The organism is Streptomyces rubrogriseus (genome assembly GCF_027947575.1).
GTDB classification, from domain to species: domain Bacteria; phylum Actinomycetota; class Actinomycetes; order Streptomycetales; family Streptomycetaceae; genus Streptomyces; species Streptomyces rubrogriseus.
Genome location: NZ_CP116256.1, coordinates 5440144 through 5453630 on the forward strand (window position 1 = coordinate 5440144; position 13487 = coordinate 5453630).

Below are 13487 nucleotides of genomic sequence, written 5' to 3' on the forward strand. Positions count from 1 at the left end.
CATGACGAAGATCGACACCGGCAGCCCCGAGCAGGTGCTGCCCACCCCGTCGCACACGGTCGGCCCGTTCTACGGGTACGCCCTGCCCTTCCGCGGCGGCGAGGACATCGCACCCGCCGGGCACCCCGACACGGTCACCGTGCACGGGTACGTGTACGACGGCGAGGGCAACCCGCTGCCCGACGCCCTCCTGGAGCTGTGGGGCCCGGACACCCAGGGCGATGTCCCCACCGCCGACGGGTCGATGCGGCGCGATCCCGCCTCCGGCGGCTTCCTGGGCCGCAACGGCGTGGAGTTCACCGGCTTCGGACGCATCCAGACCGACGCGAACGGCCACTGGTACGCGCGGACGCTGCGGCCGGGCGCGCGGGGGCGGAGTGCGCCGTACGTCAGCGTGTGCGTGTTCGCGCGCGGGCTGCTGGTGCACCTGTTCACCCGGATCTACCTGCCGGGCGACGAGGCGGTGCTCGCGGCCGACCCGCTGCTGGCCCGGGTGCCGGCCGAGCGCCGCGACACGCTGGTCGCCGGGGACGAGGGCCACGGGACGTACCGTTTCGACATCCGCCTTCAGGGCGAGGGCGAAACGGTCTTCCTGGAGTTCCAGTGACATCACCTGCCGTCCCCGACCCCGCCGGGAGCGAACCCGACGCCGACACCGGCCTGCTCGCCCCCGGGTGGACGGGCTCGCCGGCCGCCTCGGCGACCGGTGACCGCGCGTACCTGCGGGCCCTGCTCGACGCGGAGGCGGCACTGACCCGTGCCCAGACCGCGCTGGGGCTCGCCCCGGCCGAGGCGGCGGACGCGGTGGACGCGGCCGCCGCCGACCCGGCCGCCTTCGACGCGCGCTCGCTCGCCGAGCGCGCCCGGGGCGGCGGGAACCCGGTCATCCCCCTGGTGGCCGACCTGACCAAGGCGGTCGGCGAGCCGTACGGGCCGTACGTGCACCGGGGCGCGACCAGCCAGGACATCCTGGACACGGCGACGATGCTGGTCGCCGCCCGCACCCTGGACCTGCTGCTGCCCGACCTCGCCCGTACGGAACGGGCGCTGGCCCGGCTGGCCGCCGAGCACCGGGACACGCCGATGCCGGGCCGGACCCTGACCCAGCACGCCGTGCCGACCGTCTTCGGGCTCAAGGCGGCCGGATGGCGCGCGCTGGTGCTGGACGCGCGGGACCGGATCACGGCGGTGCGGGACGCGCTGCCCGCCCAGCTCGGCGGCGCGGCGGGCACCCTGGCCGCCTTCGAGGCGTACGGCGCGACGGACCCGACCGCGCTGCCCGCCGCCTACGCCCGTGAACTGGGGCTGCGGGCACCCGTACTGCCCTGGCACACGCTGCGCACTCCGATCGCCGACCTGGCCGGGACCCTCGCCTTCGCCGCCGGGGCGCTCGGGAAGATCGCCGTGGACGTACTGACGCTGTCCCGGACCGAGATCGGCGAGGTCGCCGAGGGCGGCGGGGGCGGTTCCTCGGCGATGCCGCACAAGGCCAACCCGGTGCGGTCCACGCTGATCGCGGCGGCCGCCCGGCGGGCACCGCAGCTGGCGGCCACGCTGTACGGCTCGCTGGCCGCCGAGGACGAGCGGCCGGCCGGGGCCTGGCACGCGGAGTGGGAGCCGCTGCGGGACCTGCTGCGGCTGACCGGAGGCGCCGCCCGCGATGCCGCGGAGCTGGCCGAGGGGCTGCGGGTGCGCCCGGAGGCGATGCGGGCGCACCTCGGGCTCACCCACGGGCTGATCGTCTCGGAGCGGCTCTCGGCCGAACTGGCGCCGGTGCTCGGGCGGGCCCGCGCCAGGGAACTGCTCACCGAACTGGCGGCGCGCGCCTACGCCGAGGACCGCGATCTTGGCGAACTCCTCGCCGGGGTACCGGAGTTGCGGGACCTCGATCTGGCCGGCCCGACCGACCCCGCTCGCTACACGGGCGCCGCCGCCACCCTCACCGACCGTGCTCTGGAGCGACGTTGACGACCATGCTCAACCACCTGTCCGAAGGCCCCGCTTCCGCTCCCCCGCTGCTGCTCGGCCCCTCACTGGGCACCTCGTACGCGCTGTGGGACGCGGTGGCGCCCGAACTGTCCGTCCGGCACCGGGTGATCCGCTGGGACCTGCCGGGGCACGGAGGTTCGCGGGCCGACCTGATCGGGCCCGGCGCCACCGTCGGGGACCTGGCCGATCTGGTGCTGGCCCTCGCCGACTCGCTCGGGGTGGAGCGGTTCGCCCACGCCGGGGTGTCCCTGGGCGGCGCGGTGGGCCTGCATCTGGCCGTGCACCACCCGGAGCGCGTGTCCTCCCTGGCGGTCGTCTGCTCGTCGGCGCACTTCAACGGCGCGAAGCCGTGGGAGGAGCGGGCCACGCAGGTGCGCACGGAGGGGCTGGCACGGCTCGCGGACAGCGCGGACGCCCGGTGGTTCACGCCGGGGTTCACCGTGCCGCGGCTGGTCCGGGACCACCGGGAGGCCGATCCCGGTGCGTACGCGGCCTGTTGCGACGCGCTGGCCGCCTTCGACCTGCGGGAACGGATCGGTGAGATCTCCGCGCCGACCCTGCTGGTCGCGGGGCGCGAGGACCCGGCCACGCCGCCCTCGCACCTGCGGGAGATCGCCGACGCGGTGCCGGGCGCGACACTGACCGAGATCCCGGGTGCCTCGCACCTGGCGCCGGCCGAGCGGCCCGAGGCGGTGCTGACGGCACTGCGGGCGCACTTCGACGGTACGGCCCGGCGGGGCATGGCGGTGCGGCGAGAGGTGCTGGGCGACGCGCACGTGGACCGGGCGCAGGCGCGGCAGTCGCCCTTCACCGCCCGTTTCCAGGACTTCATCTCTCGCTACGCGTGGGGCGAGATCTGGACCGACGAGACGCTCTCGCGCCGCGAGCGCAGCATGGTCACGCTGACGGCGCTGGTCGCGCACGGCCACTACGAGGAGCTGGCCATGCATGTGCGGGCGGCGCGCCGCAACGGGCTGACGCCGGACGAGATCGGCGCGGTACTGCTCCAGACCGCGGTGTACTGCGGTGTCCCGGCCGCGAACTCGGCGTTCGCGACGGCCCAGCGGGTGCTGGCCGAGGAGGCGGAGGGCACCGCGGAGTGAATCCCCTCGGCGCGCTCTGAGGTCCCTCGGCGCGCCCTGAGGGACCTCAGCCCGCCCGGCCCACCACCGCCAGGGCCTCGCGGGCGCGGGCCGCGAGGCCGTCGGCGCCGCAGGACTCGGCCAGCGCCAGTCCCCGGTTCAGCTCGGCCGCCGAGCGGGCCGCGACGCCGTACTCCACGCGGGCGGCGGCGTGCTCGTACTGACAGGGCGACGCCTCCAGGTAGGTGGCGGCCTGGGCGGCGAGCCGGACCGCGCGCTGGCCGGTCTCCAGTGCGGCGGCACAGCGCAGGGCCTCTCCTATCGCGGTGTCCGTGCCGAAGCGCTCGGCCTGGCGGCGGGCGTCGGTGGCCAGCCGGGCGGCGCGGCCGGGGTCCTCGCCGGCCAGCGCCCGGGCCAGTTCGGTCGCCCAGGGGACGACCACCGGGTTGTGCCGGCCGCGCGCGGCGGCGGCCTTCTCGGCGGCCTCCAGTTCGTTGATCCCCTCCTTGGTGCGGCCGGTGGCGAGCAGCAGCCGGGCACGCACCGGGCGGGGGTCGGGCAGCACGATCGTCGACGGGTACGGCGGTGCGAAGCCGTACTGCTCGGCGACGGTCCGGGCCTCCTCGACATGGCCGCGGGCGAGCAGGGTGTCGATCAGGTTGCAGGTCGCCGACCAGTACAGCGGCAGTCCGCGGCCGACGCGTTCGGCGATGCGCAGGGACTCGCGCAGCGACTGCTCGGCATCCCTCAGGCGGCCCCTCCTGCGGTGGCCGAGGCCGACGTAGGCGTGCGCGAGGGAGAGGTGGCCGCCGCTCCAGCCGGCACTCTCGTAGGCGCGCAGGGCCTCGGTGAACAGTGCCTCGGCGCGGTCGAGCCGGTCGGCGTAGGCGTAGGAGCTGGCCAGCATCATCGGCAGTTCCAGGCCCCACTCGGTGTCGGTCCAGCCGAGTCCGGGTGCCAGGCGGCCGTTGACGAGGGCGCGGTCGCACAGTTCGACGACCTCCTCGGCGCTCTCGCCGTGGGTCATGGCGTCGAAGCCGCGCAGGATGAGCAGGGCGCGCTCGGCGTTGTCGCGGCCGGTGCAGGTGGCGGCGAGTTCGGCCAGGCGTGCGGAGCGGTGCGGCGAGGAGGTCTCGCCCGCGTGGATGCCCTCCCACATGTACTGGGCCGCCTGGAGCCGCAGGCGCGCGGAGGGGTCGGGGTTGCGGGCGGCCTCCGCCTCGACGGTGCGGACGGCCTCCTCCAGCTGGTCGTTGTGGAGCAGTGCCTGGGAGAGCCGGAAGACGGCGTCCACCCGCTGCTCGCCCTCCAGTCCGGGCATGGCGAGCGCGGTGCGCAGGTGACCGATGGTGGTGGCGGGCGCGGTGAGGAGGGTGGCGCAGCCCAGTTCGAACAGCACGCGTGCGTGGGACTCGGGCAACGGCGGTTCCTGCAGTGCCCGTTCGAGGCAGCGCCGGGCTGCGTCGGGGGCTCCGACGGCGAGGTGCTCGCGGGCGGCCTCGCGCAGCTGGGCCACGACTTCCTGGTCGTCGTCGGGGTGCACCTTGAGCAGATGGCGGGAGGCTGCCGCCGCACCGAAACCGGAGTCGGCGACCAGCTGGGCCGCTATGCCGTGCATCGCCGTGCGCAGCGCGTCGGGGATGGAGTTGTAGACGGCGGTGGCGATCAGCGGATGCACGAACTCCAGGTCGCCCGCGGACGGCTGCCCGGCGGTGGCGTCGGGCACGGCCAGGATCCGGGCGCCCCGGAGCAGCTCGGCGCAGCGGGCGGCGTCGGCGCGGTCCAGGGTGGCGAGCCTGGCCACCATGTCGACGGTGATGCCGCCGCCGAGGATGGCCGCGGCCCAGGCGAACCGGGTGGAGTCGACGCCGAGTTGCTCCAGGCGGGCGACGAGACCGCCGCCGCGGGCGGAGCGGTTCAGGTCGCGCAGTTCGGCGGCCTCCGCCTCGACGGGCTGCAGTTCGCTGTCCTGGACCTTCGCGAGGAGTTCGACGGTCTCGTAGGGGTTGCCGCCGGTGACGGCCCACACCTCGCGGCAGAACGCGGCCTCGGCGTGTGCGCCCAGCGTGGCGCGGGTGAGTCCGGCCGTCGCCTCGGGGGTGAGGGCGTTGAGCGGGGCGAGGGGCCGGCCGACGGCGGTGGCCGCCTCCAGGTGACGGGCGCTGTCCCCGCTGACGTCGCCGGGGCGGCGGGCGATGACGACCAGGACGGAGGTCTCGTCGAGCCGTTCGGCGAGCGCGGCGAGCCAGCGCAGGGTCTCCTGGTCGGCCCAGTGGGCGTCGTCGATCAGCAGCACCAGCGGCCACTCCCGGCGGGCGAGCCGGCGTACGGCGGCGACCAGGCCGTCGCACACGCCCTGCGGGTCGGCCTGCCGCTCACCGGGGTCCGCTATGCCGAGGGCGGGGCCCGCGATGTCGTACCAGTCGCCGAGGTACTCGCGGGCCTCCTCGGGGAGCATGGACACCAGGGCGGGCTGGAGCAGTTGGCGCACCACGTTGAAGGGGACGGACCTGAGGGTCTCGCCGCCGCGTGCCGACCAGACGGTGCAGCCACGGGCCTCGGCGATCCGGCGGGTCTCGGCGAGCAGCGCGGTCTTGCCGACCCCGGCCTCGCCGCGGGCCTCCAGCAGGGTGCCGGGGGACGAGCGGTCCGCGCACAGCGTGTCCACCGCGCGCGTGATGGTGGCGACCTCCTCGTCGCGCTCCCAGAGGGAGGCCGGGACGGCGCCCGCCCGCCGTACCTACGTCATCCCGCTACCTCCCCGAGTCGCCCGAATGACGTACAGAGCCTGAGCCTAGCCCTCCGATCGCGCAAGTGGTGGGCGCTCCGCCGACCAGTTGCCGTGAGGGGTGACATGCGGTAAAGCGTGAACGACGGACCGGGCCCGTCATCAGCGGCGGTGCGGCCGGGAGGCCGTCAACCTCGCGCGGCGCGCGGGGCGCCGGGCCGTCCGCAGGGCGGGGCGCGGCCGGAGTACGGCCGGGCCTCTCATCCGGCTTTCACCGACGCCTCATACGGTGGGCACATGACGCAGGCGACTCCTCCCGGGTGGTACCCGGACCCCGGACAGAAGAATGACGGTCCCGCCACCGAACGCTGGTGGGACGGCACGGCGTGGACCGACCGGGTGCGCCCCGCGGAGGCGGCCGCCGCATGGGCTCCCCCCGCACAGCCGCCGGGGCAACCGCCGGTCCCACCACCGGTGCAGGACACCGCGGCCGGGCCGTACCCCGTGCACCCGGGCTATCCGGGCATACCCGTCCAGCCCCCGTCCGCGCGACGGCGGCGGCTGCGCACCGGCATAGCCGTCGCGGCGGCCGTGGCGGTGCTGGCCGGCATCGGGGTCGGCGTGTACGCGCTGACCGACGACGGCTCGGGCGGCAACGACGCGGGCGCCGCGCAGCAGGACCGGCGCGGTCCCGGCGACCGGAACGACCCCTTCGGCGACTCGGGCGGGGGCGGAGGCGGCGAGGACGGCCGGTCGCCCGCGCCGGACTCCCCCGACCAGTCGGAGCCGCCCACGATCGACAGCGGCTCGGTGACGGACGCGTTCAGCGGGATCAGCCTGCCCATCCCGGACGGCTGGTCGGGGCAGGAGTTGCAGGTCGGCGCGCAGGTGACGTCGGAGGACGCCTACAAGTGCCCCGGCGACACCTCCAAGTCCTGCACGAAGGGCGGCGCCTACTCGGCCCCCGCCGTGCTCCTGAAGACCGAGGGCGACACCGCGGAGGAGGTCGCGAAGGCCGACATCGAGGCGAACGCCGAGGAATCCTACGGCGGCGAGTCCTACGGCGGGATCACCTCGCACGAGGAGCTGGCCTCCGAGGCGGTCACGGTCGCCGGGCAGAAGGGCTACCTGGTCCGCTGGAAGGCGGTCACCGCCAAGGGTGCCGACGGCTTCGTCGAGTCGCTGGCCTTCCCCTCGCCCGCCGACGCCGAGCGCATCGTCGTCGTCCGCTTCGGTGTCGACACCGACCAGAAGCAGACGGTCATCGACGAGATCACCAAGGGCATCGAGGTGGACACCTCGGGCGGCGGCGGAGGCGACGGCCAGGACGTCTGACCGGCCCGGCGGCGCCCGCAGAGGTACCGCGGAAAGACTGCCGGCCGGGTGGGGCGCCCTTCCGCTCAAAGGGTGCCCCGCCCGGCCGGCGGTGCGCGCCGCCCCCGTCCCCACGGTGCGGCGCGGGCAGGCCACCGTCCAGTCATCCCGTGGACGGCGGCCTGAGTCTCAGGGGAGGCCGAGCGCCGGCAGCACGACGGCCTCCACGAACCGGACGAGGTAGGCCGCGTCCGCCTGCTCGCCCTCCAGGACGGGCCGCATCCGCAGCATGCCGAAGAGCTGTGCCGGCACGTACTCCAGCGCCGGGTGGCCGGCCGGCACCTCTCCGCGGGCCACACCGCGCGCGAGGATCGCCCGCAGCGCGGCGATCTCCGGCTCGACGAGTGCCTCGCGCAGCGCGCACTTGAGCTCCGGATCCTCCATGACCGCGTGGCCGAGCGCCTGGAGCAGCCCGGTGTCCTTTCCCGCCCCCTCGCCCGCGGCCGCGGCCGCCTGACGCAGGTCCTCGGCGAGCGAACCGGTGTCGATGTCGGTGAAGCGCACCCGGCGGTTGGAGCGCAGGGCGGCGGCCACGAACTGGGGCTTGGTCTTCCACTGCCGGTAGAGCGTGGACTTGCTGCACCGGGTGCTGGCGGCGATGCCCTCCATGGTGACGGCGTCGTAGCCGCAGGAGCGGAGCTGGTCGAGCACGGCGTCGAAGAACTCCTGCTCACGCTCCGGCGTGATCTTGGAGCGGCGCGAGGTGCCGGCCGCTTCCGGTCGGTCCGCGTCCTGCGACGTCATCGGCCCCGCTCCTTCCCGTTTCCCGTGTGTCGTATGTCTATCGATACGCCAGTGTACCGGTACACCACCGTATCGGTACACTGGCGTATCGGAACGAGGTCGTATCGATGAGAACCGTCACACGGCCCCGTACCCGACCAGCAACACGCACCACCGTCAGCGAAGGGGCCGGGGGATGAATGCCCGCAGCGAGCCTGCAGAAGCGGGGCCGGACGCGCCCGCGCGCCCACCGCTCGTCCGTGAGCTCCTGCTCGTGGCCGGGCTCTTCCTGGTCTACAAGTCGGGCCGCCGACTGGCGACGGGAGAAACCGCCGAGGCGTTCCGCAACGCCCACCACGTGTGGGACTGGGAGCGGGCGCTCCGGCTGCCCGACGAGGGCGCGGTCCAGTCCCTGCTGCTGCACGGCGACACGCTGATACACGTCGCGAACACGTACTACGCCGCCGTCCACTTCCCGGCCACCGTGGCCTTCCTGGTCTGGCTCTACCTGCGACGGCCGGCGCACTACCTCTGGGCCCGCCGGGTGCTGGCCGCCGTGACCGGCGCCGCGCTGGTGCTGCACCTCCTCTTTCCGCTCGCCCCGCCGCGCATGCTGGCCGCCACCGGCCTGATCGACACGGCCCGGCTCTTCGGGCCCTCGGTGTACGGGCCGCCGCGCACCGACACGTTGTCGAACCAGTTCGCGGCGATGCCCTCGCTGCACTTCGGCTGGGCCCTGATGCTGGCGGTCGGTCTGATCGTCGCGACGCGGACCCGGTGGCGCTGGCTGTGGCTGCTGCATCCGCTGGTGACGCTGCTGGTCATCGTGGGCACCGCGAACCACTACTGGCTCGACGTGATCGTGGCCACGGCCCTGCTCGGCCTCGCGCTCGCCGTACTGCGGGTGCCCGAACGGCCCCGACGGCCGCGGTGCGCCCTCCCCCACCGGCGGCCCGAGGTCCGGCGCGGGTCGTCGGCCGAGCGGCCCGAGCTGGTCGGGGCGGGCCGGTGAACGCCGCCCTGGTCGCCGTACTGCTGTCGCTCGTCTCCGCCTGCGCCTACGCCGCGGCGGCCGTCGCCCAGGAGCGGCTGGCCTCGCGCGCCTCCGGCGCCGGTGCGCTGCGGATGCTGGTCTCCGGCGCCTGGTGGTGGGCGGTCGCGCTGAACGCCTCGGCGGCACTGCTGCACGTGGTGGCGCTCAAGTACGGACCCCTCACCGTGGTCCAGCCGCTCGGTGCGCTCACCCTGGTCGCGGCGGTGCCCCTGGGGGCGCGGCTGGCGGGCCGGCGGGTGAGCGCGATCGAGTGGCGGGGCACCGGGCTGACGCTGCTGGGCCTCGGCGCACTGCTGCTCACCGCCTCGGGGCCCGCCCCGGACGACGTGCTGAGCGTGCCGGAGGCGCTGACGGTGTCCGGCGCCACGGCGGCGCTGATCGGCGTGCTGTCGCGGCCCGGCGCCCGGCCTGGACTGCGGCACGCGACGGCGTCCGGGATCGCGTCCGGTGTCGCCTCGGCGCTCACCCAGACCGTGACGGTCGCCGTCACCGACCGGTCGGGCCCGCTGCTGAGCGTCCAGGTGATCGGCGTGGCCGTGCTGGTGGCCGCCTTCGCGACCGGCGGACTGCTGCTGTCCCAGACGGCGTACCGCGGCGGCCTCGGCGCCCCGCTGGCGGTGGTGACCCTGGCCAATCCGGTGGCCGCCGCGGTGATCGGGCTCTCCCTGCTCGGAGAACGGCTCCGGGGCGGCGCGGGCGGCGTGCTCCTCGCGCTGACCGGTGCGGCGCTGGCCGCCTGGGGAGTGCTCCAGCTGAGCCGGGCGGCCCCCGACCGGCCGGAGCTAGCCGCACCGGCGCTCGCGGGCCCGGGGCTCGCGGGTCCGGGGCTCGCGGGCCCGGCGCTCGCGGGTCCGGAGACGGAGCCGAAGGGACCGGCACCGGCGGGGCCCGGGCTGGTGCCCCGGCAGCCGGGGCCGGGGCACCTCACGCGGCTCTAGGCCCGTCCGGCCGCAGTCTCAGTCCGTGACGATCGCCGGGTCGCTGGTCCCCGGCCGGCCGTTCTCCACGTGCCCGGCGAAGCGGCGCAGGAAGGCCGGGTCGGTCTCGGAGGTGACCGTCACGTCGTACCAGCGCCGGCTGCGCGCGAGGCCGACGGTGTGGTGCACGGTGGCGCCGGGGCGGACGGTGACGGTCCGGGTGCGGCCGTCGTGGGCGTTCGCGATCCGGAGCCGGACCGTGCCGGCGCCGGTGTTGGTGAGGGTGAGCCGGAGGTCGTCGCCGCGGTGCCGTGCGGTGGCCTCGGGTCCGGCGGGTCCGGCGACCTCGTTGGCGCCCCGGAAGACCCGCAGGAAGCCGGCCGGGCCGTGCACGGTCAGGTCGTAGGAGCCGCCGGAGTAGGCCGAGTTCCAGGTGTCCGCGATGTTCTTGCCGGCCTCGGTGGTGTACGTCCAGGGGCCGTCGGTGCGGTTGCCGGAGGTGACGAGGAAGGCGGCACCGGCCCGGGGTCCGGAGGCGAAGGCCAGCGTGAACTTCCCGGCCGCGGTGTCCACGGCACCGTCCACGTGCGGGGCGTAGCGCAGCGGCCGGGTGGGGCGTGTACCGCGTTCCTGTCGGGGCATGCCGGGGTCCGCGGGCGGCGTCGGACGGTAGTCGGGGTGGCGTTCGCGGTCCGGCGGCTCGTAGGCGTCGGTGTCCGGCAGCCGGGCCGGGCGGCTGTCGGTGCGGGAGAAGTCGAAGGCGGAGGTCAGGTCGCCGCAGACGGCACGCCGCCAGGGTGAGATGTTCGGCTCGTGGACGCCGAAGCGGCGTTCCATGAAGCGGATGACCGAGGTGTGGTCGAAGGTCTCGGAGCAGACGAAGCCGCCCTTGCTCCAGGGCGAGACGACGAGCATGGGCACGCGCGGGCCCAGCCCGTAGAAGCCCTCGCGGTGCTTGGCGCTGCCCTCGAAGACGTCCAGGGAGACGTCGACGGTGGACCGGCCCTGCGCGGCGGACTTCGGCGGCAGCGGCGGCACCACGTGGTCGAAGAAGCCGTCGTTCTCGTCGTACGTGATGAACAGGGCGGTCTTCGCCCACACCGCCGGGTTGGAGGTGAGCGCGTCCAGGACCTGGGAGATGTACCAGGCGCCGTAGTTCGAGGGCCAGTTGGAGTGCTCGGAGAAGGCCTCCGGGGCGGCTATCCAGGAGATCTTCGGCAGCTTGCCCGCCTTGACGTCGGCACGGAGCCGGTCGAAGTAGCCCTCGCCGCTCTTCGCGTCGGTGCCGGTGCGGGCCTTGTCGTACAGCGGATCGCCGGGCTTCGCGTTCCGGTACTTGTTGAAGTACAGCAGGGAGTTGTCGCCGTAGTTGCCCCGGTAGGCGTCGTCGATCCAGCCCCAGTGGCCGGCCGCGTCGAGGCCGTCGCCGACGTCCTGGTAGATCTTCCAGGAGACCCCGGCCGCCTCCAGGCGCTCGGGGTACGTCGTCCAGTCGTAGCCGAGTTCGTCGTTGCCGAGGACCGGGCCGCCGCCCGCGCCGTCGTTGCCGGTGTGCCCCGACCACAGGTAGTAGCGGTTGGGGTCGGTCGAGCCGATGAAGGAGCAGTGGTAGGCGTCGCAGACGGTGAAGGTGTCGGCGAGCGCGTAGTGGAAGGGGATGTCCTCGCGGGTCAGGTACGCCATGGTGGTGGTGCCCTTGGCGGGCAGCCAGCGGTCGTACTTGGCGTCGTGGTAGGCGTCCTGGCCGTCGGACCAGCCGTGCGGGAGCCCTTCGAGGAACTGCATGCCGAGGTCGTCGGCCTCCGGGTGGAAGGGCAGCACCTCGGTGCCGTCGCCCTTGCGCTGGTGCCACACCGACCTGCCGTCGTCCAGTCGCACCGGATGCGGGTCGCCGAAGCCGCGGACCCCGCGCAGCCTGCCGAAGTAGTGGTCGAAGGAACGGTTCTCCTGCATCAGGACGACGATGTGCTCGACGTCCTCCATCGACCCCGAGCGGTGGTTCGCCGGGAGTGCCGCGGCCCGGTCGATGCTCGCGGACAGGGCGCTGAACGCCGTGGTGGCGCCCGCGAGTTGGAGGAATCTGCGCCGGTTCACTTCGGCCATGGGGGTGAGGGACCTCTCGCCTTGGGGGGTTCAACCGGCCGGACGGTGCCGGGTGATGACGGATTGCGCGCGAAAGGAGTGTTCCAGGAGCAGCAAACGTCAGGGAAGGGTCCGGTGGCGCTGGTGTGAAAGTCACCGGTACGCGAGGTGTGCCGGGCTCCCCGTCCGGGGATGGTCGCGATCATGACAGGCATGGACACGGAAGCACCGGCAGCCCCGACCCGACGGCCCGTACGCCAGTTGCTCGCCGCCTCGGTGGGCAACGCGGTGGAGTGGTACGACTGGTACGCCTACACCTTCCTGGCGACCTACATCGCGGACCAGGTCTTCCCGAAGGGCGCGGACAACTCGCTGGTGCCGCTGCTGTCGACGTTCGCCGTGTTCGCGGTGGGCTTCTTCATGCGGCCCGTCGGCGGGCTGCTGATGGGCGCGATCGCGGACCGGCGGGGGCGGCGGGCCGCGCTGACGGTCACCATCCTGCTGATGGGCGGCAGCAGTCTGCTGGTCGGGCTGACCCCGACGTACGCGGCGGCCGGGGTGCTGGCCCCGGTGGTCCTGGTCCTGGCGCGGCTGCTCCAGGGGCTGTCGGTGGGCGGCGAGTTCGCGGCCTCGACGACCTTCCTGGTGGAGTCGGCGGGGCCGGGGCGGCGCGGCCTGTTCTCCAGCTTCCAGTACGTCTCGACCACGGCGGGGCAGCTGGTGGCGTCCGGGATCGCGACGCTGCTGGTGGACACGCTGAGCGAGGACCGGATGAACGGCTGGGGGTGGCGGCTCCCCTTCGTGTTCGGCGCCGTCCTCAGCCTGGTCGGCTTCTGGATCCGGCAGGGCGCGCAGGAGACCCGCAGCACCGAGCAGCAACGGGCGCCGCGTCCGGCCCTCTTCGAGGCGCTGCGCCGTCATCCGCGCGAGTCCCTGCTGATCTGCGGCATCACGGCGGGCGGCACGATCGCCTACTACACCTGGACGTCGTACCTGCCGACGTACGCCGAGCTGAACGCGGGCGTGGCCAAGTCGGACGCGCTGCTCGCCGGGACGATCTCGCTGGCCTTCTTCGGGCTGCTCCAGCCGCTCGGCGGCCTGCTCTCCGACCGGTTCGGGCGCCGTCCCCTGCTGCTCTTCTTCGGTGTGGGCTTCGCGCTGCTGAGCGTGCCGCTGCTGCACTCCCTGCGCGACTCCTTCGCCGTGCTGCTGCTCGTGCAGTGCGCCGGGATGGTCCTGCTGACCGGCTTCACCTCCATCAGCGCCGCCGTCAACGCCGAGGTGTTCCCGCCGCGGGTGCGGGCGGCCGGGATCGGCTTCCCCTACTCGCTCACGGTGGCGCTGTTCGGCGGCACGGCACCGTACGTGGGCACGCTCTTCAAGGACCTGGGCCACTCCGGGATCTTCCCCTGGTACGTCGCCGTGCTGTGCCTGCTGTCCTCACTGGTGTACCTGCGGCTGCCGGAGACGGCGCACAAGGAACTGCGGCGCTGACACCGGGCCTTCGCGCCGGTCTCTCGCGCCGGGTTTCCCGCGCG

10 protein-coding genes are annotated in these 13487 nt (G+C 74.3%); 7 read left to right on the plus strand and 3 right to left on the minus strand.

The window, feature by feature from the left end:
- Position 1: 1 nt before the first annotated feature.
- From pcaG to pcaDC, 3 genes are read left to right on the plus strand one after another with little or no spacing between them, the layout of a single operon-like run.
- On the plus strand, positions 2 to 607 hold the full coding sequence (gene pcaG, locus Sru02f_RS24920) for a protocatechuate 3,4-dioxygenase subunit alpha (protein ID WP_109028652.1): 606 nt from the start codon (positions 2 to 4) through the stop codon (positions 605 to 607).
- Positions 604 to 1968: a 3-carboxy-cis,cis-muconate cycloisomerase gene (gene pcaB, locus Sru02f_RS24925; RefSeq protein ID WP_109028651.1), complete on the plus strand. Its 1365-nt coding sequence runs from the start codon at positions 604 to 606 to the stop codon at positions 1966 to 1968. The genes pcaG and pcaB overlap by 4 nt, the downstream gene beginning before the upstream one ends.
- A gap of 5 nt (positions 1969 to 1973) precedes the next feature.
- Entirely contained in the window at positions 1974 to 3092 is a 1119-nt protein-coding gene (gene pcaDC / locus Sru02f_RS24930; protein ID WP_164272426.1) for a bifunctional 3-oxoadipate enol-lactonase/4-carboxymuconolactone decarboxylase PcaDC, read from the plus strand.
- 46 nt (positions 3093 to 3138) lie between these two features.
- Here pcaDC and Sru02f_RS24935 read toward each other — a convergent pair whose 3' ends face one another.
- Positions 3139 to 5751: an ATP-binding protein gene (locus tag Sru02f_RS24935; protein ID WP_373103745.1), complete on the minus strand. Its 2613-nt coding sequence runs from the start codon at positions 5749 to 5751 to the stop codon at positions 3139 to 3141.
- Positions 5752 to 6096: 345 nt separating this feature from the next.
- Here Sru02f_RS24935 and Sru02f_RS24940 point away from each other — a divergent pair, with 345 nt between their 5' ends.
- Positions 6097 to 7134 (plus strand): DUF2510 domain-containing protein, encoded by a 1038-nt coding sequence (locus Sru02f_RS24940; protein WP_109028649.1) that lies wholly within the window; start codon positions 6097 to 6099, stop codon positions 7132 to 7134.
- A 168-nt stretch (positions 7135 to 7302) separates the two neighbouring features.
- Here Sru02f_RS24940 and Sru02f_RS24945 read toward each other — a convergent pair whose 3' ends face one another.
- Complete coding sequence (locus Sru02f_RS24945; protein ID WP_109028648.1) at positions 7303 to 7917, minus strand: TetR/AcrR family transcriptional regulator; 615 nt, start codon at positions 7915 to 7917, stop codon at positions 7303 to 7305.
- A gap of 175 nt (positions 7918 to 8092) precedes the next feature.
- On the opposite strand from Sru02f_RS24945, the gene Sru02f_RS24950 reads away from it, so the two are divergent.
- Both Sru02f_RS24950 and Sru02f_RS24955 read left to right on the plus strand, forming a co-directional pair.
- Entirely contained in the window at positions 8093 to 8908 is an 816-nt protein-coding gene (locus Sru02f_RS24950; protein WP_109028647.1) for a phosphatase PAP2 family protein, read from the plus strand.
- A complete protein-coding gene (locus tag Sru02f_RS24955) occupies positions 8905 to 9888 on the plus strand; it encodes a DMT family protein (protein WP_373103545.1) in 984 nt (327 codons plus the stop codon). Before Sru02f_RS24950 ends, Sru02f_RS24955 begins: the two co-directional genes overlap by 4 nt.
- Before the next feature lie 18 nt (positions 9889 to 9906).
- Here Sru02f_RS24955 and Sru02f_RS24960 read toward each other — a convergent pair whose 3' ends face one another.
- Positions 9907 to 11970, minus strand: a complete 2064-nt coding sequence (locus Sru02f_RS24960) for a phosphocholine-specific phospholipase C (RefSeq protein ID WP_109028645.1) — start codon at positions 11968 to 11970, stop codon at positions 9907 to 9909.
- Positions 11971 to 12141: 171 nt separating this feature from the next.
- Between Sru02f_RS24960 and Sru02f_RS24965 the strand changes: the two genes are divergently transcribed.
- Positions 12142 to 13443, plus strand: coding sequence for an MFS transporter (locus Sru02f_RS24965; RefSeq protein ID WP_164277588.1), 1302 nt, complete (start codon positions 12142 to 12144; stop codon positions 13441 to 13443).
- Positions 13444 to 13487: the final 44 nt, after the last annotated feature.

Excerpts from the sequence above, each read along its gene's own strand:
- pcaG (WP_109028652.1), top strand. The coding sequence starts at position 2 with ATGACGAAGATCGACACCGGCAGCCCCGAGCAGGTGCTGCCCACCCCG.
- pcaDC (WP_164272426.1), top strand. The coding sequence starts at position 1,974 with ATGCTCAACCACCTGTCCGAAGGCCCCGCTTCCGCTCCCCCGCTGCTG.
- Sru02f_RS24940 (WP_109028649.1), top strand. The coding sequence starts at position 6,097 with ATGACGCAGGCGACTCCTCCCGGGTGGTACCCGGACCCCGGACAGAAG.
- Sru02f_RS24945 (WP_109028648.1), bottom strand. The coding sequence starts at position 7,917 with ATGACGTCGCAGGACGCGGACCGACCGGAAGCGGCCGGCACCTCGCGC.
- Sru02f_RS24950 (WP_109028647.1), top strand. The coding sequence starts at position 8,093 with ATGAATGCCCGCAGCGAGCCTGCAGAAGCGGGGCCGGACGCGCCCGCG.
- Sru02f_RS24960 (WP_109028645.1), bottom strand. The coding sequence starts at position 11,970 with ATGGCCGAAGTGAACCGGCGCAGATTCCTCCAACTCGCGGGCGCCACC.
- Sru02f_RS24965 (WP_164277588.1), top strand. The coding sequence starts at position 12,142 with ATGGTCGCGATCATGACAGGCATGGACACGGAAGCACCGGCAGCCCCG.